Source organism: Demequina lignilytica (assembly GCF_030418375.1).
GTDB lineage: Bacteria > Actinomycetota > Actinomycetes > Actinomycetales > Demequinaceae > Demequina > Demequina lignilytica.
On the sequence record NZ_JAUHPZ010000004.1, the window covers coordinates 192952 to 217065 of the forward strand.

Consider the following 24114-nt stretch of genomic DNA (forward strand, 5'->3'; position numbering starts at 1 on the left):
CCACGGAAGGGGAACCCATGCACGCGATGATCCTGGCCGGCGGTCTCTCCCATGAGCGCGATGTCTCCATCCGCTCGGGGCGCCGGGTGCACGATGCCCTGCGAGGCTCCCTCGACCGGGTCTCGCTCCAGGACGTCGACACCGAGCTCATCCCCTCGCTTCGGTTCGGCGGCGTCGACGTGGTGTGGCCCCTGCTCCACGGCGCATCCGGCGAGGACGGGTCGTTGCAGGCGCTGCTCGAGCTCGTGGGCGTCCCCTACGTGGGGACCACCTCGAAGTCCGCACGTGTCGCCTGGAACAAGGCTGTGGCGAAGGCGGTGCTGGGGCGCTCCGGCATCTCCACCCCCGACTACGTCACGCTTCCGCAGTCCCTGTTCCGTGAGGTGGGGGCCGAGCACGTGCTCGACCTGATCGTCGCCCGCTTCGAGCTCCCCGTGGTGGTCAAGCCGGCGCGCGGCGGCTCGGCGCTGGGCATCTCCGTCGTGCACAAGCGCGAGGACCTGGCGCGCGCGATGGTGCACTGCTTCGCCTATGGCGACACGGCGCTGGTCGAGCGGGCCGTCGAGGGCATCGAGGTCGCGATGAGCGTGCTGGGGACGGGGGACGATGCGCGGGCGCTCCCCGGCGTCGAGGTGGTGGTCGACGGCGAGTACGACTACGACGCCCGCTACAACCCCGGTCGCTGCGAGTACTTCGCGCCGGCCCGCCTCACCGACGAGCAGTCCAGGATCGCCTCCGAGACCGCCCTGCTGGTGCATCGGACCATGGACCTGCGGGACGTGTCGCGGGTCGACATGATCCTCGACTCCGAGGGCCGCGCTCAGGTCATCGACATCAACGTCGCGCCGGGGATGACCGAGACGTCGCTGCTGCCCCAGGCGGCCGAGGCGGCGGGCCTGGATCTGCCCACCGTCTACCGGGAGCTGGTGGAGACCGCCGCCGCGAGGGGTCCCGTCACTGCAACCTGACTATCACCCCTGGTAGATGATGGTTAAGGTCGCTGCCCGCTAGCCCTTGAGGACGCCCGGGTCGGCGGGATCGATCATCGACACGATGCGGTTGAGGTCCTCGACCGAGCCGAACTCGATGGTCAGCGATCCCTTCGAGCGCCCGAGCCGCACCTTGACCCGTGTGTCGAAGCGGTCGCCCAGGCGGGTCCCGAGCTGGTCGAGCGCCTCCGTCCTGCCCCCCTGGCGGACCGCCGCCCGACGCTGCTTCGGGGCGTCCACGCCGAGCGCGACCGCCTCCTCCGTCGCGCGCACCGACAGGCCCTCGGCGACGATCCTGGTGGCGAGATGCTCCATGGCCTCCGGCGAATCCAGACCGAGCAGCGCACGCGCGTGGCCGGCGCTGAGGACCCCCGCCGCGACGCGACGCTGGACGGGTGCCGGAAGGCGGAGAAGACGGAGCGTGTTCGAGATCTGGGGGCGCGAGCGGGAGATCCGGGTCGCCAGCTCCTCGTGGGTGATCCCGAAGTCGTCGAGCAGCTGCTGGTAGGCGGCGGCCTCCTCGAGCGGGTTGAGCTGGCTGCGGTGGAGATTCTCGACCAGCGCGTCGCGCAGCAGGTCCGTGTCTTCCGTGTCGCGCACGATCGCGGGGATCTCGGCGAGGCCGGCCTCCTTGGACGCGCGCAGGCGACGCTCGCCCATGATGAGCTCGTAGCCCTCCCCCGCGGGGTTCGGTCGGACCACGATCGGCTGGAGGACGCCGATCTCCTTGATCGATCCGACCAGCTCGGCCAGGGCGTCCTCGTCGAACACCGTGCGCGGCTGGCGGGGGTTCGGCACCACCGCGTGCGGATCGATGTGCGCGAAGCGGGCGCCAGGAACGGGGACCAGCTCGCCGTCCTCGCTGATCTCCGTGATGGTGGGCAGCGCCTGCGTGGTGGTGTCGGAGAAGAACATGTCGTGAGGACGCTCGGCGGCACCCTCGCTCGGCTCTGTGGGGATCAGGGCACCGAGGCCACGTCCGAGGCCGCGCTTGGGCTTGCTCACTGGGTGCTCTCCGCTCCCGCGGCGCCGCGCACCGCGATGTCTCGTGCGATCGCCATGTAGGCGACGGCGCCTGACGAGTGGGGATCGTGGGTGATGACGGTCTGACCGAACCCGGGTGCCTCCGAGACCCTCACGGATCGGGGCACGGTCTGCTCCAGGGTCTGCGTCGGGAAGTGGCTCCGGACCTCGTCGGCGACCTCGCGAGCCAGGTTCGTGCGGCCGTCGTACATGGTCAGCACGATCGTCGACACGTCCAGAACCGGATTGAGGTGCTTCTTGACCATCTCGACGGTCTTCATGAGCTGCGTCAGCCCCTCCAGCGCGTAGTACTCGCACTGGATCGGGATGAGCACCTCGGTGGCGACCACCATGGCGTTCAGCGTCAGGAGACCGAGGCTGGGCGGGCAGTCGATGAAGATGTAGTCGAGGCCCTTGCCGGGGCCATCGAGCAGCTCCCTGAGGGCGTCATGGAGACGGAACTCACGTCGGACCACCGAGACGAGCTCGATGTCCGCGCCGGCCAGGTCGATGGTGGCGGGGACGCACCACAGTGAGTCGAGGTCAGGACACTTCTGCGCGACGGAGTGCAGCGGCACCTCGTCGAGCAGCACGTCATAGATCGACGGCGTGCCCGAACGGTGCTCGACCCCGAGCGCGGTCGACGCATTGCCCTGGGGGTCGGTGTCGATGACGAGCACGTTCGCGCCGCGCTTCGCCAGGGCGGCGGCGACGTTGACGGACGTGGTGGTCTTGCCCACGCCGCCCTTCTGGTTGGACACGGCGAAGACCCGGGTCTGACGGGGACGGGGGAAGGGGCTCGCCTCCAGCTCCTGGCGCTGGCGCTCCGTCGCGATCATCTGCGCGGCCAGCGGGCTGCCCTCGAGCTCGAGGTTGGCGAAAGCGTCTCCTGTTTCACGTGAAACACCGTATCCGGGTGCATCGAGCGGTGTCTGCCCCTGACTCGAATCTTGTTCGTGGAGTTCCACTCACGTCCCTTCCCAGTCGAACGCGCGCCCTCGGGGGCATCGCGTTGTTTCACGTGAAACGGCCCGCGCGCCACCGCGTCCGGAGGCGCCCACGCAGGTCCACGACTCTACCTCAGCCCGCATCGGCGTGGGCCATCCGGACACCGCGCTCCTGTGGACAACGTCGACCTCCGGCGCGATTTCACGCACGGAGCGCTGTGGAGAGCGTTGGGGAGAAGCTCAGACGCGTGTGAGGGTCACGACGGTGGTCGGCTCCACGCCCTCGATGGTTCCCGCCTCGTGGACCTCCCCCACGAGCCGATGCTTGCGCAGCGTGTACTTCGCACGGTCGATCTCGTCCTGGGCGCTGCGACCCTTGAGGAGCACCATCGAACCCGTGGGCGACAGCAGCGGGCTGCACCACTTCACCAGCTTGTCGACGGCCGCCACCGCACGCGCGGTGATGGCGTCGGCCTCGACCGACTCCGCGACCTCCTCCGCCCTGCCCCGCAGGATGCGCACGTTGTCGATCCCGCAGTGCCGCGAGGACTCGAACAACCACTGCACCCGACGTTCCATGGGTTCGATGAGGACGTAGTCCCGCGAGGGGTCCATCGCAGCCAGGACCATGCCCGGCAAGCCCGCACCGGAACCCACGTCGGCGACCACCCCATCGGGCAGGAAGGGCATCACCGCGGCGGAGTTGAGGATGTGCCGTTCCCAGAGCCGCGCCGGCTCCCGGGGTCCGATGAGCCCCTTCTCCGGACCCTGCTCCGCGAGCAGCTCGGCGAAGGCGAGCACCCGGGGATAGGTGTCACCGAGGAACTCGCGCACCGCCGATGACCCGTGGAGCGGGTCATCGGCGAGGGTCGCCTGCTGCTCGGTCATCGCTGTTTCACGTGAAACGTCAGGCGGGGAGCACGACGACGTGACGCTGCGGGTCCTCACCCTCCGACTCCGACTGGAGCCCGGCCTCGAGGACCACGTCGTGCACGACCTTGCGCTCGAAGGCGTTCATCGGCGACAGGGCCACGCGGTCGCCGCTCTCGCGCACCTGAGCGATCGCCTCGCGAGCGAGCTCTGCGAGACGCTCACGGCGACCCGCGCGGAAGTCCGCGATGTCGAGCATGAGACGGCTGACCTCGCCGGTGTCGGCCTGCACCGCCAGACGCGTGAGGTCCTGGAGCGCCTCGAGCACCTCGCCCTCGGGACCCACGAGCCTCTTCAGGTCCTGGCTCGGCCCTTCCGACACGACCGCGACCTTCGCGCGACCCGCCTCGACCGAGATGTCGATGTCGCCGTCCATGTCCAGGATATCCAGCAGCTCCTCGAGGAAGTCCGCGGCGACGTCGCCCTCGGCCTCGAGCTTCTTGATGTTGTCGCTCATGACTTGTCCTTGTCCTCAGAGTCGTCGGGATCGTCCGCGGGGGTGGCGCCGTGCTCCACCACGGTGGGCTTGCTGCCACCCCGATTCTTGCGCTTGGGCTGCTGACGCTGCCCCGACTTCTTCTCCTCGATCTCCGGCAGGGCGTCCTGGTCGATGACCACGACATCCGGGTCCTCGCCGCGTCCGATCGCCTTCTTCCGGCGCTTCGCCTCCTTGCGGGCCTCGAGCTGCTTGGCGGCCTCGGAGCCCGGCGTCGGGTTGTTCCGGATGACGTAGAACTGCTGGCCCATGGTCCAGAGGTTCGTGGTGGTCCAGTAGATGAGGACACCGATCGGGAAGTTGGGTCCGGTGATGACGAAGATGAACGGCAGCGCGTACATGAGGATCTTCTGCTGCTGGGCCATCGGGCCCTCGAGCGCGCTCGCCGGCATGTTCTTCATCGTCAGCTGACGCTGCGTGGTGAAGGTGGTCGCCACCATGGCGACGATCAGCACCACGGAGAGGATCTTCGCCGAGGCGCCCTCGGAGCGGAAGAACGTGTCGGACAGCGACGCACCGAACAGCGTCGCCTGCTGAGCCGACTCCCGGAGCGCATCGTCCAGCAGGCCGATCTCACCCGACGCCGCGCTGATGCTGCCGGACCCCTCGAGCCCGTTGAGCACGCGGAAGAGGGCGAAGAAGATCGGCGCCTGGACCAGCATCGGGAGGCACGACGAGAAGGGGTTCGTCTTGTGCTTGGAGTAGAGCTCCATGGTCTCGCGGCTCATGGCCTCGCGAGACGCCTGATCCTTCTTGCCCTTGTACTTGTCCTGGATCTTGCGCAGGTCGGGCGCGATCATCTGCATCGCGCGGGACGCCTTGATCTGCTTGACGAACAGCGGGATCAGAGCCGCGCGGATGGTGACCACGAGGCCGACGATGGCGAGGGCCCAGGTGATGCCCGCATCCGGGTCGAGACCCACCAGCGAGAAGAACTTGTGCCAGATCACCATGACGTTGGCGACGACCCACTCGAGCGGGTACAGGATGGTGTCGATCATGAAGACGCGGATCCTTAAATCGGGTGAGCGGAGGTCTGGTCGGCCGCCATCGCGGCATTATTCCTCGTGAGGCGAAATAGGCGCTCGCCGCGAGCCGGGACATCGTCGACGCCACCGTGGCTCCAGGGGTTGCAGCGCAGCACACGCCAGCCCGCCATCAGCGAGCCGAGGACGGCACCGTGCACGCGTACGGCCTCCATGCCGTAGTGCGAGCAGGTGGGGTGGAACTTGCACGTCGGGCCCGTGAGCGGCGAGACGGTCAGCTGGTAGACGCGGATGAGGCCGCTGATCGCACGCTGCGCCACGTTCATCGCGACGCCTTGCGCACCGCGGAGCCCAGCGCATCGTCGAGCTCGCGCGCCAGCGTCGAGAACTCGGCGTCCGCGGCGTCCGGCAGGGCCCGCACCACGACGCGGGAGCCCGCAGGCAGGTGGTCGATGCGGTCCGCCATGAGCGCGCGAAGGCGCCGCTTCACACGGTTGCGAACCACGGCACCTCCTACGGCCTTAGATACAGCGAAACCGGCCATGCGTTCCGCATCGCCGGTCAGCGCGATGTGCACCACGAGGGTGCGGCGGCCTGCCCGCGTCCCGCGGCGCATGGCGGACTGGAAGTCCGCGGATGCGCGCAACCGGGATCGGGCGGGCAGCAAGCCTTAGGCCGACAGGGCGCCGCGGCCCTTGCGGCGGCGGGCAGCCAGGATCGAGCGGCCGGCACGGGTCCGCATACGCAGACGGAAGCCGTGCGTCTTGGCACGCTTGCGGTTGTTCGGCTGGAAAGTCCGCTTGCTCACGGGTAACTCCACGACGTTTCAGGGGATGGTCAAATCAGCGCACTAACGTTACGCGCTGGAACCCAGGTGGTCAAATCACAGGTCTGACCTTGGGCGTCCTACCCGAACAGGATAGGCTCCACCATCACGGGTCGGCATCATGTGAACGACACGCCCATAGTCGGGTAACGAGCACATGACGAGCCATGCACCGGTTGTGAAGAAGTCTGTGGAGAGTCTGCCTGGGGGTGAAGGCGAGTGGCGGTGGAGCCTGCGTCGGAGTCGATCGACGGGATCTGGAGGCGCGCGGTCGACGCCGTCGCCGAGGACCGTACGGTCGGCCAGCAGGGGATGAGCTTCCTGCGCCTGGTCAAGCCCCTCGCGGTGGTGGAGGACAACGTCTTCCTGGCCGTCGCGGAGGACTACACCAAGAACTACGTCGAGACCACGCTCCGCGGACCCGTGACGGAGGCGCTGAGCGAGGTCATCGGCCGGGACATCCGGATCGCGGTCACCGTCGACGCCTCCGTGCGTCCATCCGCATCGTCCTCTCCCGAGACGGACGATGCGCCGCCGCCCCAGATGCGACGGCCGGAGCCCGTGCCCTCGACCGTCATCGAGGACCCGCACCTCAACCCGCGCTACACGTTCGACACCTTCGTCATCGGCTCGTCCAACCGCTTCGCCCACGCGGCCGCGCTCGCCGTGGCCGAGTCGCCGGGCAAGACCTACAACCCGCTGTTCATCTACGGCGGCTCGGGCCTGGGCAAGACCCATCTGCTCCACGCGATCGGCCACTACACGAGGCACCTCAAGCCCCAGACCCGAGTGAGGTACGTGAACTCGGAGGAGTTCACCAACGACTTCATCAACTCGATCCGTGACGACCGCTCGCTCAGCTTCAAGCGCCAGTACCGCGAGGTCGACGTGCTGCTGATCGACGACATCCAGTTCCTGCAGGGCAAGGAGCAGACGCTCGAGGAGTTCTTCCACACGTTCAACGCGCTGCACAACGCCGGCAAGCACGTCGTCATCACGTCCGACGTCAGCCCCCGCAACCTGGACGGCATCGAGGAGCGCATGCGCACCCGGTTCGAGTGGGGCCTCATGACGGACGTCCAGCCGCCCGACCTCGAGACCCGCATCGCGATCCTGAGGAAGAAGGCGGCCGCGGACGCGGTGCAGGCGCCGTCGGACGTCCTGGAGTACATCGCGTCCAACATCACCAGCAACATCCGCGAGCTCGAGGGCGCGCTCATCCGGGTCACGGCGTTCGCCGCGCTGAACCGGCAGCCGGTCGACCTCAGCCTGGCCCAGGTGGTCCTCAAGGACCTCATCTCCGACGACGACTCGGAGATCACCGCGTCGATGATCATCGGCAAGACCGCCGAGTACTTCGGGATCACGCTGGAGGAGCTGACGGGGACGTCGCGCTCGCGCGTCTACGTCACGGCGCGACAGATCGCCATGTACCTGTGCCGGCAGCTGACCGACCTGTCGCTGCCCAAGATCGGCGAGCACTTCGGCGGCAAGGACCACACCACCGTCATGTATGCGGTCAAGAAGGTCGAGGACCAGATCGCGCAGCGGCGCCAGATGTACAACCAGGTCAACGAGATCCACGCGCGCATCAAGCAGTCGCGGGCCTGACAGCCCCCTCGAGCGCCCGGAACGGGTGCTCCCCCGGCGTCCCGGTGTCGGATTCCGACTGAGTCGTGCTTCTCACAATTGTGGATAAGTCTGTGGACGCCCGTGGATGACGTGCTGAGCGCCCTTGGGAGGCGTTGTGAAGAATGACAGGAATCCTGTGGTCGTGATCCGCGCCTCCACCGGCCACCCGGGTCCATCCACCGGTCTCATCCGCAGGTCGCGCACATCCCGATTCTTGTCATTTCCAGCGCAGACGATGGAATTCCACAGATTCCACGATGCCTACAACGACTACTCATCTTCTCTCTACCTGTTTTCCCCATGGACCTTCATCTGCGCCGCTCCCGGCCGGCCCGGCCCGCCTCCACTCAGCGTCGGAGGCGTGGCATAGTCTGTGCTCAGACCCGAGGAGAGACCCATGAAGTTTTCCGTCGAGCGCGACGTCCTGGCTGACGCCGTCGCGTGGATCTCGCGCGCCGTTCCGGCGCGCCCGCCCGTCCCCGTGCTGGCCGGCGTGCACATCACCGCGACGGAGGACGGGCTGGTGCGGCTTGCGAGCTTCGACTACGAGGTCTCCGCCCGCGGAGAGTTCCCCGCGTCCGTCGAGACGGCCGGCGAGGTGCTCGTCTCGGGGCGCCTCCTGCGCGAGATCTCCAACGCGCTTCCGCACAAGCCGGTCGAGCTGTCGCTCGAGGGCACCAAGGTGTCCGTGACCTGCGGCGCCTCGCGCTTCACGCTCGCGACCATGCCGGTGGACCAGTACCCCACGCTCCCCGAGCTCCCCGAGCACTCCGGCACCATCGACGGCACCGCGCTCCAGCAGGCCGTCGCCCAGGTGACCGCGGCGGCGTCGCGCGATGAGACGCTGCCGATCCTCACGGGCGTCCGCGTCGAGATCGAGGGCTCGCACATCTCGCTGCTCGCGACCGACCGCTACCGTCTCGCCCTCCGCGAGCTCGAGTGGAAGCCGTCGAAGTCCGACATCAGCACCGTCGCGCTCGTCCGTGCGAAGACCCTGGCCGACACCGCGAAGGCGCTCGGCGCCGGCGACGTGACCGTCGCGCTGAGCTCCGGCCAGGGCATGGACCTCATCGGGTTCGAGGCCGGCGGCCTGGTCACCACCTCCCTGCTGATGGACGGCGACTACCCCGCGGTGCGGCGCCTGTTCCCGGACTCGAGCCCCATCAAGGCCGTGGTCAAGACCTCCGAGCTCATCGAGGCGACGCGTCGCGTCGCCCTGGTGGCCGAGCGCAACTCGTCGGTCCGCCTCGCCTTCGCCGAGGGCGAGGTGACGCTGGACGCGGGTCAGAGCGACGACGCCCAGGCGTCGGAGGCGCTCACCGCCACCCTCGACGGCGACCCCATCACCGTCGCCTTCAACCCGCAGTACCTGCTCGACGGGCTGAGCGCTCTCGGCAGCGAGTACGTGCAGCTGGGCTTCACGCAGGAGACCAAGCCGGTCGAGTTCGTCGGGCTCTCGGAGCCGGGCGGCGACGTGGCGGCCGAGTTCCGCTACCTGCTGGTGCCCATCCGTATCGCCTCGTAGTGCGCGTCACCCACCTCCAGCTCGCCGACTTCCGCTCCTACGCCGAGGCCGAGGTCGAGCTGGGCGCGGGCGTCACCACGTTCGTCGGTCGCAACGGCCAGGGCAAGACCAACCTGGTGGAGGCGCTCCGGTACCTGTCGGTGCTCGGCTCGCACCGGGTCGCGTCGGACGCACCCCTGATCCGGTTCGGCGCCGAGCGCGCGGTGGTGCGCGCCAAGGTCGAGAAGTCGGGGCGCTCCCTCGCGCTCGAGGTCACGCTCGTGGGCGGCAGGGCGAACCAGGCCCGGCTGGGACGCGCGCAGGTCAGGCCACGCGAGCTCATCGGCATCCTGAGGACCGTGCTGTTCGCTCCCGAGGATCTCTCCCTGGTCAAGGGCGATCCCGGAGGCCGACGCCAGTTCATGGACGAGCTCTGCGTCGCAATGCAGCCCACGCTTGCGGGCGACCTCGCCGACTACGACCGGGTGCTGCGTCAGCGCGGGTCGATGCTGAAGACCTCGAGGAACGCGCGCGGCGATCTCACCATGCTCGACATCTGGGACGAGAAGCTCGCCGACCTCGGAGGTCGGATCGTCGCCGCGCGCCTCCGGGCGGTCGCCGCGCTCGCGCCGCACGTGTGGGCGGCTTACCTCGACGTGGCCCCTGACGGCGGTGACTGCCGCATCTCCTACGCGACGTCCCTGGGCACGGATCTCGAGCCCGACTCCGCGGCGCTCGCCGGCGCGCTGCTCGACCAGCTGAGAGAGCTGCGTCCCAAGGAGCTCGAGCGCGGCGTGAACCTGGCGGGTCCCCATCGCGACGACCTGGAGATCCGCCTGGGCGAGATGCCCGCGAAGGGCTATGCGAGCCACGGCGAGTCGTGGTCGTGCGCGCTCGCCCTGCGCATCGGCACGTACGACCTGCTCACGTCGGAGACGGGTCCCGACTCCGAGGACGACGGCGAGCCCGTGCTGATCCTCGACGACGTGTTCGCCGAGCTCGACTCGACGCGGCGCTCCGCGCTCGCGTCCCGTCTCGAGCGGGCGAGCCAGGTGCTCATCACGGCGGCCGTCGCCGACGACGTGCCGGCGGCGCTCGCCGGCGCGGTGATCCCGGTGACCAAGGGACACGTGGGCGAGGAGCCCGCTCACCTCGACGGGGCCGACGCATGACCGACGACCAGCCCGACGCCGATCCGCCCGAGGCACCCGACGCATCGTCCGACCCGTCCACGCTCGCGCGCGACGCCATGGAGCGGGCCCGAGCCTCCGCCCGGGCGCGCGGTGCGACCCGTCGGGGCGCGGGACGGGCCCGACGCGACAAGCACGCCAAGCGCGAGGCGACGGAGCCCTACGGCTCGGGCCGCGATCCCCAGCCGATGAGCGGCGCGGTCGAGTCCCTGCTGCGACGCATGGGCTGGACGGAGCAGATCGAGGTGACCTCCGTGACGGCCCGGTGGCGCGAGGTGATCGGCGACCGCATCGCCGATCACTGCGAGCCGCTCGGCTTCGACGACGGCGTGCTCACCGTGAAGGCGAGCTCCACGGCGTGGGCGACCCAGCTCCAGCTGATGAACGGGCAGATCCGCCACCGCATCAATGAGGAGTTCGGCCGCGAGATCGTGACGGAGCTGCGGGTGCTGGGTCCGACCGCGCGGTCGTGGACCAAGGGCCCGCGGTCGGTGAAGGGGCGCGGACCCCGCGACACCTACGGGTGACGATTCGCCAATAACGACCATATAACAGGGGTGATGTGACGAATCGCACGTTGGCGGAGGCGCCTCTATCCACCTGACGTCGATAGGCTCGAGAAGACTCCTGAGGCATCGCGACCAAGTGTCGGGGCCAACGGGGAATGCATGGGGGGCCTGCATCCGCGCCGTTCGTTGTCGCACGCCTACCTCCGTGCGCATCACACGAACAAACGTCGCTCCTGAGGGCGCGGCAGCTGAGGAGCAGACCATGTCAGAGCAGACACCCGTACCTACCGCGCCCGCGCCCGCCGCACCTGGAGCCACCTTGCCGCCCAAGAAGGGGCTGGCGGTTGCCGCGCTTGTGCTCGGCATCGTCGCCATCGTCGGCGCATGGATCCCGATCCTGAACATCGGCTCGATCGTCATCGCGCTCGTTGGCGTGGTCCTGGGCGTCATCGCGATAGTGCAGGCGGTGAAGGGAAAGGCTGCTGGCAAGGTCATGGCGATCGTTGGCACGAGCCTCTCGGCGCTTTCGATCGTGATCGCGATCGTCGTGAACGCTGCGACCGTCGCAGCCGTTGATGATGCTCTGGACGAGCTCGACGACCAGAGCACCATCGGGGTGGTCGACAGTGAGACGGACGACGCGTCTGGTGATGAGGCGACGTCGAACGTGGACGAGGAGCCCGCTGCAGACGCGGTGGGCACTTGGGACAACCCTGGCGTGCTCGGTGACGCGACCGTGTGGACTGTCGCGCAGGGTGAGGACTCCTGGGAGATCACGTTCGACAGCATCGACATCGTCGACGCGATCACCGGTGACGACGGCCAGAAGGTCGCCGTGATCAGCGGAACGGCCACCCCGACCGCGATCTCGGACGGCCCCACCTCGAACTGGGCGACGTTCCCCATGATCGGACTGATGGCTGATGGTGCAGCGGTGGACGACACCTACGATTTCGCCGACACGGACTTCCTCGGTGCGGACTTTCGCTCCACCGTGGACCTCGAGGCGACCGCCGGCACGACTATGAACTGGTACACCACAGTCGGGCTTCCCGCCGGCGTGGTGCCGGAGATTGTGACGGTCGAGACGTTCTTCGGTTCGGACGCCGTCTACCTGGTGACGGGGCTCTAGTCGAGCCGACCGCGCGCGAGTCCACTCAACGGAGCCGTGACATCCCTCAGGGTGTCACGGCTCCGTCGCGTTGCGACAGCTCGTCAGCTCAGATCGACAGATCGTGCACGATCGCCGTCGGGAACGCTCCCAGTGCCCGATCGTTGTCTCACCAGCGCACCGACGCGTCGAGAGGAGAGCGCCATGAGCGAGCTGCACACCCTTGTCGCCGGACTCTCGTGGAACGAGCCGGCCACCGCATCGTCCCCCGACGGCGGACGCCGACGCCGGCAGATCGCGACCGGGATCGGCGCCGCGATGCTGAGCCTCGCCGGCGGTGCGCCGGGCGTCGCCGTGGAGGTGGGGCAGGCCGACTGGGCGGCGGACGACGCGGTCGCGCAGGAGAACATGTTCAACTCGGCCGCGCCGGCCGGCACGAGCTACGTGATGGTGCCCGTGACCGTGAGCAACGGGGACGGGGACGCGGTGGTGCCGCGGGCGGTCGTGTCCGTGACCTACCGCGCCGAGGACGGCCGCACGTTCAGCCCGGAGCGGCAGGTGGTCCCGGCCGACCTCGACGAGATCGCGGAGCTGGCGCCGGGCGAGACCGCGACAGGCAACGTGCTGTTCGCCATCCCCGACGACGCACGCGGGGCCGGCGCCTGGGTGGTCGAGCTGTCGACCGGCGACGGCGCCGAGCTCGCCTTCACCGCGCTCTGAGAGCGTCGCGGGAGCCCGCTCCTCGGCGCCTTCGCTGAGAGCGTTTGCGCCTGGGTGGTCCCCTGCGGGCAGAAATGCCTGTGCAACGCCGCGAATCGGCCCTCAGAGCCACTAGAATGGCCTGAGACAGGACGCGACCCCTCTCGGGGCGCGTCAGCGGCTTGAAAGGCGAATCTGTGGCGAATAGCGAGGAGCGGGCGAACGAGCCCGCCTACGGCGCCGAGAACATCACCGTCCTGGAGGGCCTCGAGGCCGTCCGCAAGCGCCCCGGCATGTACATCGGGTCGACGGGTGAGCGCGGTCTCCACCACCTGGTCTACGAGGTTGTCGACAACTCCGTCGACGAGGCCCTCGCCGGGTACTGCGACACGATCACCGTCACGCTCCAGGAGGACGGCGGCGTCAAGGTCACGGACAACGGCCGCGGCATCCCCGTCGACATGCACCCGACCGAGGGCAAGCCGACGGTCGAGGTGGTCATGACCATCCTCCACGCGGGAGGCAAGTTCGGAGGCGGCGGCTACGCCGTCTCCGGCGGTCTTCACGGCGTGGGCATCTCGGTGGTCAACGCGCTGTCCTACAAGGTCGAGACCGAGGTCAAGCGCCAGGGCCACGTGTGGCGCCAGGCCTTCGCTGAGGGCGGCAAGCCGCAGGGCACGCTGGTCAAGGGCGAGGCGACCGAGGAGACCGGGACGCAGCAGACCTTCTGGGCCGACCCGCTGATCTTCGAGACCACCGACTACGACTACGAGACGCTGCGCGCCCGCTTCCAGCAGATGGCGTTCCTCAACAAGGGCCTCTCAATCACGCTCACCGACGAGCGTCCTGAGCACATCGCGCCCGAGGACGATGCGGCGGACGATGGGGACCACCCCACGTCGCGGACCGTGACCTACCGGTACGACGGCGGCCTGGTCGACTACGTGGGCCACCTCAACTCGGCCAAGAAGGCGGAGCTGGTCCACGCCGAGGTCATCTCCCTCGAGTCCGAGGACACCGAGAAGAAGATCTCGCTCGAGATGGCCATGCAGTGGACGAACGCCTACTCGGAGTCCGTGTTCACCTACGCGAACACCATCTCCACGACCGAGGGCGGCACCCACGAGGAGGGCTTCCGTGCGGCGCTCACCACGCTGGTGAACAAGTACGCGCGCGAGAAGTCGATCCTCAAGGACAAGGACGACAACCTCACCGGCGACGACGTCCGCGAGGGCCTGACCGCCGTGATCTCGGTCAAGCTGGGCGAGCCGCAGTTCGAGGGCCAGACCAAGACCAAGCTGGGCAACACCGAGGCCAAGACCTTCGTGCAGCGCGTGGTCTCGGAGCAGCTCACCGACTGGTTCGACGCGCACCCGAACGAGGCGAAGGAGATCATCCGCAAGGCGATCCAGGCCTCGCAGGCCCGCATCGCCGCCCGCAAGGCGCGCGAGGCCACCCGACGCAAGGGCCTGCTCGAGTCGGGCGGCATGCCCGGCAAGCTGAGCGACTGCCAGAGCCGCAACCCCTCCGAGTGCGAGATCTTCATCGTCGAGGGAGACTCCGCCGGAGGCTCCGCGAAGCAGGGTCGCGAGCCGTACAACCAGGCGATCATGCCCATCCGCGGCAAGATCCTGAACGTCGAGCGCGTGCGGCTCGACCGTGCCCTGTCGAACCAGGAGGTCCAGGGCCTCATCACCGCGTTCGGCGCGGGCATGGGCGAGGACTTCGACATCTCGAAGGCGCGCTATCACAAGATCGTGCTGATGGCCGATGCCGACGTCGACGGCCAGCACATCCGCACGCTGCTGCTCACCCTGCTGTTCCGCTACATGCGCCCGCTGATCGAGGCCGGCTACGTGTACCTCGCGCAGCCGCCGCTGTACAAGATCAAGTGGTCGAACTCCCCGCACGAGTACGTGTACACGGACCGTGAGCGCGACGCCCTGATGGCGGACGGGCTCGCGAACGGCAAGAAGATCCCCAAGGAGAACGGCGTCCAGCGCTACAAGGGTCTGGGCGAGATGGACCACGAGGAGCTCCGCGTCACCACGATGGACCCGGCGACGCGCACCCTTCTCCAGGTCTCCATGGACGACGCGGCCCAGGCCGACGAGATCTTCTCCGTGCTGATGGGCGAGGACGTCGAGTCCCGCCGCAGCTTCATCCAGCGCAACGCGAAGGACGTGAGGTTCCTTGACATCTGAGACTGGCGACACCGTGGAGCACGGTCGGATCGAGGCGGTCGACCTCAACACCGAGATGCAGCGGTCCTACCTGGACTACGCGATGTCGGTCATCGTCGGCCGTGCCCTGCCGGAGGTCCGCGACGGCCTCAAGCCCGTGCATCGTCGCGTCCTGTACGCGATGTTCGACGGCGGCTACCGCCCGGACCGCGCCTTCTCGAAGTGCTCGCGCGTCGTCGGCGACGTCATGGGCAAGTACCACCCGCACGGCGACAGCGCGATCTACGACACGATCGTCCGCATGGTGCAGCCGTGGTCGCTGCGCTACCCGCTGATCACCGGCCAGGGGAACTTCGGCTCCGCCGGCAACGACGGCGCCGCGGCCTCGCGGTACACCGAGTGCAAGATGGCCCCGCTCGCCATGGAGATGGTGCGGGACATCGACAAGGACACCGTCGACTTCGAGGACAACTACGACGGCCGCGAGCAGGAGCCCACGATCCTGCCGTCGCGCTTCCCGAACCTGCTGGTCAACGGCTCCGCGGGGATCGCGGTCGGCATGGCGACCAACATCCCTCCGCACAACCTGCGCGAGGTCGCCGAGGGTGTCCAGTGGCACCTCGACCACCCGGACGCGAGCCGCGAGGAGCTGCTCGAGGCGCTCATCGAGCGCATCCCGGGTCCGGACTTCCCCACGGGCGCGACCATCCTGGGCCGCAAGGGCATCGAGGACGCCTACCGCACCGGTCGCGGCCTCATCACCATGCGCGCGGTGGTGAACATCGAGGAGATCCAGGGCCGCATGTGCCTGGTGATCACCGAGCTGCCGTACCAGGTCAACCCGGACAACCTCGCGATCAAGATCGCCGACCTGGTCAAGGACGGCAAGGTCTCCGGCATCGCCGACATCCGCGACCAGACCTCCGGCCGCACCGGCCAGCGCCTCGAGGTGGTGCTCAAGCGCGACGCCGTCGCGAAGGTGGTGCTGAACAACCTCTACAAACACACGCAGCTGCAGGAGACGTTCGGGGCGAACATGCTCGCGATCGTCGACGGCGTGCCGCGCACCCTGTCGCTCGACGGCTTCATCCGCTACTGGACCGCGCACCAGCTCGAGGTCATCCAGCGGCGCACCGCGTACCGCCTGCGCGAGGCCGAGCGCGAGGCGCACATCCTGCAGGGCTACCTCAAGGCGCTCGACGCGCTCGACGAGGTCATCGCCCTGATCCGCCGCTCGCCCACCGTGGACGAGGCCCGCGCGGGACTGATGGAGCTGCTCGACGTCGACGAGGTCCAGGCGACCGCGATCCTGAACCTCCAGCTGCGCCGGCTCGCGGCCCTGGAGCGCCAGAAGATCACCGACGACTACAACGCGCTCATGACGGAGATCGCGGACCTCAAGGACATCCTCGCCAAGGATGCGCGCCAGCGCACGATCATCTCCGACGAGCTCGCCGAGATCGTCCGCCGGTACGGCGACGACCGCCGCACGGAGATCAGCCCCTTCGAGGGCGATGTCTCGATGGAGGACCTCATCGCCGAGGAGGAGGTGGTGGTCACCATCACCCGCGGCGGCTACGTCAAGCGCACCCGCTCGGACCAATACCGCGCCCAGAAGCGCGGCGGCAAGGGCGTGCGCGGCGCGACCCTGCGCAGCGACGACGCGGTCGAGCACTTCTTCGTCACCACCACCCACCACTGGCTGCTGTTCTTCACCAACCTGGGTCGCGTCTACCGCGCGAAGGCGTACGAGCTGCCCGAGGGCGGCCGCGACTCCAAGGGCCAGCACGTCGCGAACCTGCTCGCGTTCCAGCCGGGCGAGGAGATCGCCCAGGTCCTCGACCTGCGCACCTACGACGACAAGCCCTACCTGGTGCTCGCGACCAAGCGCGGCCTGGTGAAGAAGACGGAGCTGAGCTCCTACGACTCCAACCGCTCCGGCGGCCTCATCGCGATCAACCTGCGCGAGGTCGAGGGCGAGGACGGCGAGGCCCGGCCCGACGAGCTGGTCTCGGCGCGCCTGGTCGCACCCGAGGACCGGCTCATGCTGGTCTCGCGCAAGGGCCAGTCGCTCACCTTCGAGGCGTCGGACGATGCGCTACGCCCCATGGGCCGCGCGACCTCCGGCGTCAAGGGCATGAGCTTCCGCGACGACGACGAGCTGCTCGCGCTCGACGTGGTCACCGAGGGCTCCTACTCGTTCGTGGTCACCGAGGGCGGGTACGCCAAGCGCACCGCCGTCGACGAGTACCGGGTCCAGGGCCGCGGCGGCCTGGGCATCAAGGTCGCGAAGCTCGCGGAGGAGCGCGGCGACCTGGTCGGCGCGCTGCTGGTCGAGGACAACGACGAGGTGCTCGTGATCATGGAGGGCGGCAAGGTCATGCGCTCGTCCGTGGGTGAGGTGCCGGCCAAGGGCCGCGACACCATGGGCGTGATCTTCGCCAAGCCCGGCAAGGGCGACCGCATCATCGGCATCGCGCGCAACGTCGAGCGCAACCTCGACGGCGACGAGCCCCTCGAGGGCGAGGCGGGGCCGGAGCCGGAGGCCCAGGCCGGCGAGTAGCCGTCGCAACGTCTCGAACCCGACGCCGCATCGTCCCTCCCGGGACGGTGCGGCGTCGGCATTCGCCCCGGGTTCGGCGCGCTCATGAAGCGATTCGTGTCGATGTAGGGTCGCTCAGCCGCCCCATGAAGAGATTCGTGCCCCAGCGATTCGACACCCGCCGTTCACCCGGGTGCGCCACACTGACCCCATGAGCGACCAGCCGACACTGCCGTCGATCGCCGATGCCGAGGGCGTCGCGCCCATCCCGCGGAAGCGGGTGTGGGCCTGGGCGCTGTGGGACTGGGCCACCCAGCCGTTCAACACCGTCATCATCACGTTCGTGTTCACGGCGCTGTACCTGACCAAGGACAGCTTCATCGACCCGGAGATCGCGGCCCTGGGCAAGGGCGCTCCCGAGTACGACGCCGCGATCGACCAGCTCACCTCCGGCCTGGGATGGGGCCTCACCGCGGGCGGCATCCTCATCGCGGTGCTGGCGCCGGTGCTCGGCCAGCGCGCCGACGCGACGGGTCGCCGCAAGGCGTGGCTGGGGTGGATGACCCTGCTGCTCGTCGGCGCGATGCTCGGCCTCTACTTCGTCGAGGCGTCGCCCGACTTCTTCTGGCTCGGCGTAGGCCTCATCGCGTTCGGAGCGATCGTCGGCGAGGTCGCCGGCGTGAACTACAACGCGATGATCGTCGAGGTCTCCACGCCGTCCACCATGGGCCGCGTCTCCGGCCTGGGCTGGGGCCTCGGATACATGGGCGGGATCGTCGCGCTCGTGATCGTGGTGGTGCTCGACCTGTTCGACTGGTTCGGCATGGACACCTCGAACGGGATGGCCTACCGCCTGATCGCGGTCGGGTGCGCGGTGTGGACGGTCGCGTTCGCGTGGCCGCTGTTCGTGCACGTCCCGGAGGCGAAGGCGTCGGAGCGTCCCCGGGTGGGCCTGATCCAGGGCTACGCGGTGCTGTGGTCCGACCTGCGCGAGCTGTGGCGCGACGCGCGCGGGACGCTGTGGTTCCTGCTCTCGAGCGCGGTGTACCGGGACGGCCTCGCGGGCGTCTTCACCTTCGGCGCGGTCATCGCGGCCGTCGCGTTCGACTTCTCGGACCAGGAGGTGATCATCTTCGGCATCGCGGCCAACCTGATCGCCGGCCTGTCCACCATCGTCGCCGGGCGCTTCGACGACCGCCTCGGCCCCCGCATCGTCATCCTCGCCGCGCTCGGCACCATCGTGGTCTCCGGCATCGTCATCGTGATCCTCCACACGACCGGCGCGTGGGTGTTCTGGCTCTTCGGGCTCCTCCTCAGCGCCTGCGTCGGCCCCGCGCAGGCGGCGTCGCGCTCGCTGCTCGCGCGCGTGGCCCCGTCCGGCCGCGAGGCCGAGGTCTTCGGCCTCTACGCCACCACCGGCCGCGCCGCATCGTTCATGGCGCCCGCGATGTGGGCCGGCACCATCGCGCTGCTCGGCGGCACCATCTGGGGAACGCTCGGCGTGATCGCGGTGGTCGCGGCGGGCATGGTGCTGCTGATGTTCGTGCGCACCCCGGCGGACAAGGGCGCGCGCGTCGACGCCTGACCCGCTCGCCACCCCCGAACTGCTCCGCACGGATCTGCGGGCGACGCGCCGACGCCGCACCGTCCCGGGGAGGGACGATGCGGCGTGACGGTTCGAGATCCGTGCGGCGTCAGATGAACAGCGTCGTGCCGCTCTCGTTCGCCTCGCCCAGGAAGGTCGCGACGCCCGCGAGCTCGACGCCGTCGAGCAGGTCGGACTGCGACATCCCCAGCAGATCCATGGTCATGGTGCAGCCGAGCAGGCGGGCGCCCCCGTCCTGGGCCGACTTGATCAGCTCGGGCAGCGACGGGACGTCGTTCTGCTTCATGACGTTCTTGATCATCGCGGTGCCCGCGCCGGCCATGTGCATCTGCGACAGGGTCAGCTTCTCGGCGCCGCGCGGCATCATGGCGCCGAACATCTTGTCCATCATCTTCTTCTCGCGCTTGGGCGGGTCCGTCTTGCGCAGCGCGTTGAGGCCCCAGAAGGTGAAGAACATCGAGACCTCGTCGCCCATCGCGACCGCGCCGTTGGCGATGATGAACGCCGCGAGCACCTTGTCGAGGTCGCCGCTGAAGACGACCATCGAGGTCTTGTTCGCTCCCGAGGACGTCGCGCCGGTGCGGACCGGCTCGACGCCGCCCTTGCGGAAGGTTCCGACGAAGCCCGGGCCCTTCGGCTCGAGCGCCACCAGGGTGTGGCCGTTCTTCGAGGCCCAGGCGGGACCGTCGAGCGCGAAGCCCGGGTCGGAGACGGTCACGCGGATCTCGTCGCCCGCGTTCGCCTCCTTCATCGCGTTCGCGAGGCGCATGATCGGGCCGGGGCACGCCAGGCCGGTGCAGTCGAGGTCCTGGACCTGGCCGGTGGCCGCCGCGACCGCCGAGGCGACCGAGACCTTCTCCGCGTAGTTCTCCATCGGGGGCTGCGCGGTGTACTGGTCGGCCGGGTTGTCGTGGACGTGGCCGAACGTGGTCGAGCCGCCCGACAGCGTCGCGACGTCGGTGAACCCGTTCTGCACCAGGATCCGGTGGGCGAGGTAGGAGCGGAAGCCCACGGCGCAGTACAGGCGGATCGGCTGGTCCTTGTCCTCCCAGCCCTTCACCGCCTCGCGGAACGTGGCCAGCGGGACGTTCTCCGCGCCGGGGAGGTGGTGGATGCCGTACTCCTCGGGGGTGCGGACGTCGACCAGGCGGGCGCCGTCGGCGAGCGGCCACTCCTCCGGGTACCAGAGGGTGAAGTCGCCGCGGATGGTGTTCGAGGCCACGAAGCCGGCCATGTTGACCGGGTCCTTCGCGGAGCCGAACGGCGGCGCGTAGGCGAGCTCCTGCTCCTCGAGGTCGAACACGGTCATGCCGGCGCGGATCGCCATGGCGAACAGGTCGAGGCGCTTGTCGACGCCGTCGAAGCCGCAGGCCTGGGCGCCGTAGATGGTGCCGTCGGTCGGGGAGAACAGCACCTTGATGTGCATCATCGCGGTGCCGGGGTAGTAGCCGGCGTGGCCCGAGGGGTGCACGTGGACCACGCGGTGCTCGACGCCCGCGGCGTCCAGCTGGCGCTTGGTCGCGCCGGTGCCGCCGGCGACCATGTCGAACACCTTGACGATGCTGGTGCCCTGGGTGCTCTTGTACTCGGTCTCGCGGCCGCAGATGTTCTCGGCGGCGACGCGGGCCTGACGGTTGGCCGGGCCGGCGAGCGGCGCGAGGTACGCGCCGGGGAGCACCGGGTGGGGGGTCTCGACGGCGTCGCCCGCGGCGTAGATGTCGGGGTCGGAGGTCTGCATGTGCAGGTCGACCTTGATACCGCCGCGGTCGCCCAGCTCCAGGCCGGCCGCCTTGACCAGCTCCACGGCGGGCTTCACGCCCGCGGCGAGGATCACCAGGTCGGCCTTGAGGACGGTGCCGGAGTTGAGCTCGACGCTGACCCGCTCGTCGCCGTCCTTGTCCGACAGCGGCTGGAAGGCCGCCGCTGCGGTCGAGAGGTGCAGTCCGATGCCCCGCATGCGCAGGTGCTGCTCGACGGGGGTCGCGATCTCGTGGTCGACGGGCGGCAGGATCTGGTCGGAGAGCTCGACCACCTCGACGCGCACGCCGCGGTGGTGGAGGTTCTCCGCCATCTCGAGGCCGATGTAGCCGGCGCCCACCACGACCGCGGTCACGGTGCCGCGCTTGCCGTTCTTCTGGGCGGCGACCGCGGTGTCGAGGCGGTGCTTGATGCGGTCCATGTCGCCGATCCGGCGCAGCACCTCGACCGCGGGGTGGTCGATGCCGGGCAGCGGCGGGCGGACGGCCTCCGCGCCCATGCACAGCGCGAGCTTGTCGTAGGTCTCGGTGTACTCCTTGCCGGAGTCGACCTCGCGGACGGTCACCGTCTTCTTCTTGCGGTCGATCGCGACCACCTCGGTGGCGATGCGCACGTCGATGTTGAGCGACTCGCGCAGGCTCTCGGGCGTCTGCAGCAGCAGGCGCGACCGCTCCGAGATGACCTCTCCCACGTGGTACGGCAGGCCGCAGTTCGCGAACGACACGTGGTGGCCGCGCTCGAAGACGACGATCTCGGCGGACTCGTCGAGACGACGCGCCCGTGCCGCGGTGGATGCTCCGGCGGCGACACCGCCGACGACGACCAGCTTCATGATGCCTCCTGGGGTATGGGATCTGAGCACGACGATATCCCCCGGGGTATCTCCCGGCGCGGGTCCAAGGTCACGTTCAACCCGCTATCGCCGTTCGTTGGACAGGTACCGATCTGCAGGGACGATGCGGCGGCGGGCGGGTGCCCGGCGCCTCGCCTTCCATCCTGGTGCGCCGGGCATCGTCCCGCGACCGGACGCCATCATTTGAATCAATCAAAAGAAGGGGCTAGGCTTCCACCCATGTCCTCCACCGACGCGCGCGCCCTCCTCAGGGAGGCGTCCCTGCGCGTCACCGAGCCCCGCGTCGCCGTGGTCGAGGCGCTCGAGGGCCACCCGCACGGCTCGGCCGACGAGCTCTACTCCGCCGTCGCGCGGGTCCTGCCCACCACCTCGAAGCAGGCCGTCTACAACGTGCTCCACGACCTCGCGGACCACGGCCTCGCCCGCCGCATCGAGCCCGGCGACCACCCCGCGCGCTACGAGCTGCGCGTGGGCGACAACCACCACCACGTGGTGTGCCGCGGCTGCGGCGTGATCGCCGACGTCGACTGCGTCGTCGGTCACGCGCCCTGCCTCACCCCCAGCGTCGATCACGGCTTCGCCGTGGTCGAGGCGGAGGTCGTCTTCTGGGGCCTGTGCCAGGCGTGCACCCGTGCACGTGAGGCCACCCCCGAGCCGTCGCCCGCCATCTGAACGTCCCCCGCCACCTACCGCAAGCTAAGGAGCGCTCCCATGTCGGAGAAGTTCACCACCACCAACTCCGGGGCACCGGTCGCCTCGGACCAGCACTCGCTGACCGTCGGCAACAACGGCGTCACCGCGCTGACCGACCACTATCTGGTCGAGAAGCTCGCGCAGTTCAACCGTGAGCGCGTCCCGGAGCGCGTGGTCCACGCCAAGGGCGGCGGCGCCTTCGGCACGTTCACCACCACCAACCCGGAGATCGCGAAGTACACCCGCGCGGCGCTGTTCCAGGACGGCGTGCAGACCGAGATGCTCGCACGCTTCTCCTCGGTGGCCGGCGAGCACGGATCGCCCGACACCTGGCGCGACCCCCGCGGCTTCGCGCTGAAGTTCTACACGACCGAGGGCAACTACGACCTCGTGGGCAACAACACCCCCGTGTTCTTCATCCGCGACGGCATCAAGTTCCCCGACTTCATCCGCTCGCAGAAGCGCCTGCCGGGCTCGCACATGCGCGACAACGACATGCAGTGGGACTTCTGGACGCTCCAGCCCGAGTCGGCGCACCAGGTGACCTGGCTCATGGGCGAGCGCGGCCTGCCCCGCTCGTGGCGCGAGATGCAGGGCTACGGCTCGCACACCTACCAGTGGATCAACGCCGAGGGCGAGCGCTTCTGGGTGAAGTACCACTTCAAGAGCCAGCAGGGCGTGCACGGCCTCACCATCGAGGAGGCCGGCCAGCTCGCGGGCTCGGACGGCGACCACCACATCCGCGACCTCTACGAGCACATCGAGGCCGGCGACTTCCCGCGCTGGGACCTGTTCGTGCAGATCATGCCCTACGAGGACGCGAAGACCTACCGCTTCAACCCGTTCGACCTCACCAAGGTGTGGCCGCACGGCGACTACCCGCTGATCCCGGTGGGCGTGATGGAGCTCAACAAGAACCCCGAGAACTACTTCGCGCAGATCGAGCAGGCGACGTTCGCCCCGTCGAACTTCGTCCCCGGCATCGGCGCCTCGCCCGACAAGATGCTGATGGCGCGCATCTTCTCCTACGCCGACGCGCACCGCTACCGCGTGGGCACCAACCACGCCGACCTGCCCGTGAACTCGCCGCACGCCGCGGACGCCAACGGTCACTCGTACGCGAAGGACGGCGCGATGCGCTACTCGTTCGCCTCGGCCTCGACCCCGGTCTACGCCCCCAACTCGGTGGGCGGCGCGCACGCCGACGCCGAGCGTGCGGGTGACGCGGGGAACTGGGAGTCGGACGGCGAGCTGGTCCGCGCCGCCGCCACCCTGCACGCCGAGGACGACGACTTCGGTCAGGCCGGCACCATGTACCGCGAGGTGTTCGACGACGCGGGCAAGGCCCACATCCTCGAGCAGATCACCGGCCACGTCGGTGCGGTGAAGTCGGACGAGATCCGCGAGCGCGCGATCCAGTACTGGACCAACGTCGACGCCGACCTGGGTGCGAAGCTGCGGGCTAACCTTGCCGCCGAGGGCGCGCCCGTCGAGGCCGGCGAGCCCGGCACCGGCGTCGAGCCCGTGACGGTCTGATCGCTCCCTGAGCATCCGGAGGCCCGGTCACCGCGAGGTGGCCGGGCCTCCGTGCCGTCCGGGCCCGCGGCGCGGGCCCCCGCGGGCCCTGCGCGGCTCCC

21 protein-coding genes are annotated in these 24114 nt (G+C 69.1%); 12 read left to right on the plus strand and 9 right to left on the minus strand.

Annotated features, from left to right (window positions below; genetic code table 11):
- Positions 1–17: 17 nt before the first annotated feature.
- Positions 18–968 (plus strand): D-alanine--D-alanine ligase family protein, encoded by a 951-nt coding sequence (locus QQX13_RS08610; protein WP_301119060.1) that lies wholly within the window; start codon positions 18–20, stop codon positions 966–968.
- A 39-nt stretch (positions 969–1007) separates the two neighbouring features.
- Here QQX13_RS08610 and QQX13_RS08615 read toward each other — a convergent pair whose 3' ends face one another.
- The 8 genes from QQX13_RS08615 to rpmH form a co-directional block, all read right to left on the minus strand.
- Positions 1008–1994 (minus strand): ParB/RepB/Spo0J family partition protein, encoded by a 987-nt coding sequence (locus QQX13_RS08615; RefSeq protein ID WP_301119059.1) that lies wholly within the window; start codon positions 1992–1994, stop codon positions 1008–1010.
- Positions 1991–2851 (minus strand): ParA family protein, encoded by an 861-nt coding sequence (locus QQX13_RS08620; protein WP_301119058.1) that lies wholly within the window; start codon positions 2849–2851, stop codon positions 1991–1993. The genes QQX13_RS08615 and QQX13_RS08620 overlap by 4 nt, the downstream gene beginning before the upstream one ends.
- Before the next feature lie 348 nt (positions 2852–3199).
- The gene (gene rsmG, locus QQX13_RS08625; protein WP_301119057.1) at positions 3200–3847 is read right to left on the minus strand and encodes a 16S rRNA (guanine(527)-N(7))-methyltransferase RsmG; all 648 of its coding nucleotides are present in this window, start codon (positions 3845–3847) and stop codon (positions 3200–3202) included.
- A gap of 19 nt (positions 3848–3866) precedes the next feature.
- Positions 3867–4346, minus strand: coding sequence for a Jag family protein (locus tag QQX13_RS08630; protein WP_301119056.1), 480 nt, complete (start codon positions 4344–4346; stop codon positions 3867–3869).
- The gene (yidC, locus tag QQX13_RS08635) at positions 4343–5386 is read right to left on the minus strand and encodes a membrane protein insertase YidC (RefSeq protein ID WP_301119055.1); all 1044 of its coding nucleotides are present in this window, start codon (positions 5384–5386) and stop codon (positions 4343–4345) included. Before yidC ends, QQX13_RS08630 begins: the two co-directional genes overlap by 4 nt.
- Before the next feature lie 14 nt (positions 5387–5400).
- Positions 5401–5697, minus strand: a complete 297-nt coding sequence (gene yidD, locus QQX13_RS08640; protein ID WP_301119054.1) for a membrane protein insertion efficiency factor YidD — start codon at positions 5695–5697, stop codon at positions 5401–5403.
- On the minus strand, positions 5694–6038 hold the full coding sequence (rnpA, locus tag QQX13_RS08645; protein ID WP_301119053.1) for a ribonuclease P protein component: 345 nt from the start codon (positions 6036–6038) through the stop codon (positions 5694–5696). The genes yidD and rnpA overlap by 4 nt, the downstream gene beginning before the upstream one ends.
- A 3-nt stretch (positions 6039–6041) precedes the next feature.
- The gene (gene rpmH, locus QQX13_RS08650) at positions 6042–6179 is read right to left on the minus strand and encodes a 50S ribosomal protein L34 (RefSeq protein WP_301119052.1); all 138 of its coding nucleotides are present in this window, start codon (positions 6177–6179) and stop codon (positions 6042–6044) included.
- Positions 6180–6422: 243 nt separating this feature from the next.
- Here rpmH and dnaA point away from each other — a divergent pair, with 243 nt between their 5' ends.
- From dnaA to QQX13_RS08695, 9 genes are all read left to right on the plus strand, one after another.
- The gene (gene dnaA, locus QQX13_RS08655) at positions 6423–7808 is read left to right on the plus strand and encodes a chromosomal replication initiator protein DnaA (RefSeq protein ID WP_436968572.1); all 1386 of its coding nucleotides are present in this window, start codon (positions 6423–6425) and stop codon (positions 7806–7808) included.
- Positions 7809–8226: 418 nt separating this feature from the next.
- Positions 8227–9354 (plus strand): DNA polymerase III subunit beta, encoded by a 1128-nt coding sequence (gene dnaN, locus QQX13_RS08660; RefSeq protein WP_301119051.1) that lies wholly within the window; start codon positions 8227–8229, stop codon positions 9352–9354.
- Positions 9354–10505 carry a DNA replication/repair protein RecF gene (recF, locus tag QQX13_RS08665; RefSeq protein WP_301119050.1) on the plus strand — a complete coding sequence of 384 codons (1152 nt, stop codon included), beginning with the start codon at positions 9354–9356 and terminating at the stop codon, positions 10503–10505. The genes dnaN and recF overlap by 1 nt, the downstream gene beginning before the upstream one ends.
- Positions 10502–11050, plus strand: a complete 549-nt coding sequence (locus QQX13_RS08670; RefSeq protein WP_301119049.1) for a DciA family protein — start codon at positions 10502–10504, stop codon at positions 11048–11050. The genes recF and QQX13_RS08670 overlap by 4 nt, the downstream gene beginning before the upstream one ends.
- A 244-nt stretch (positions 11051–11294) precedes the next feature.
- Positions 11295–12164, plus strand: coding sequence for a DUF4190 domain-containing protein (locus QQX13_RS08675; protein ID WP_301119048.1), 870 nt, complete (start codon positions 11295–11297; stop codon positions 12162–12164).
- 183 nt (positions 12165–12347) lie between these two features.
- Positions 12348–12863, plus strand: a complete 516-nt coding sequence (locus tag QQX13_RS08680) for a DUF4352 domain-containing protein (RefSeq protein WP_301119047.1) — start codon at positions 12348–12350, stop codon at positions 12861–12863.
- 176 nt (positions 12864–13039) lie between these two features.
- Positions 13040–15046: a DNA topoisomerase (ATP-hydrolyzing) subunit B gene (gene gyrB / locus QQX13_RS08685; RefSeq protein WP_301119046.1), complete on the plus strand. Its 2007-nt coding sequence runs from the start codon at positions 13040–13042 to the stop codon at positions 15044–15046.
- The gene (gene gyrA, locus QQX13_RS08690) at positions 15036–17588 is read left to right on the plus strand and encodes a DNA gyrase subunit A (RefSeq protein WP_301153112.1); all 2553 of its coding nucleotides are present in this window, start codon (positions 15036–15038) and stop codon (positions 17586–17588) included. The genes gyrB and gyrA overlap by 11 nt, the downstream gene beginning before the upstream one ends.
- A gap of 190 nt (positions 17589–17778) precedes the next feature.
- Entirely contained in the window at positions 17779–19152 is a 1374-nt protein-coding gene (locus tag QQX13_RS08695) for an MFS transporter (RefSeq protein WP_301153114.1), read from the plus strand.
- 109 nt (positions 19153–19261) lie between these two features.
- On the opposite strand, the gene QQX13_RS08700 is transcribed toward QQX13_RS08695, so the two are convergent.
- A complete protein-coding gene (locus tag QQX13_RS08700) occupies positions 19262–21763 on the minus strand; it encodes an FAD-dependent oxidoreductase (protein ID WP_301153116.1) in 2502 nt (833 codons plus the stop codon).
- Positions 21764–22003: 240 nt separating this feature from the next.
- Between QQX13_RS08700 and QQX13_RS08705 the strand changes: the two genes are divergently transcribed.
- Both QQX13_RS08705 and QQX13_RS08710 read left to right on the plus strand, forming a co-directional pair.
- Positions 22004–22456, plus strand: a complete 453-nt coding sequence (locus QQX13_RS08705) for a Fur family transcriptional regulator (RefSeq protein ID WP_301119042.1) — start codon at positions 22004–22006, stop codon at positions 22454–22456.
- Between the two features lie 39 nt (positions 22457–22495).
- Positions 22496–24013: a catalase gene (locus tag QQX13_RS08710; RefSeq protein ID WP_301119041.1), complete on the plus strand. Its 1518-nt coding sequence runs from the start codon at positions 22496–22498 to the stop codon at positions 24011–24013.
- Positions 24014–24114: the final 101 nt, after the last annotated feature.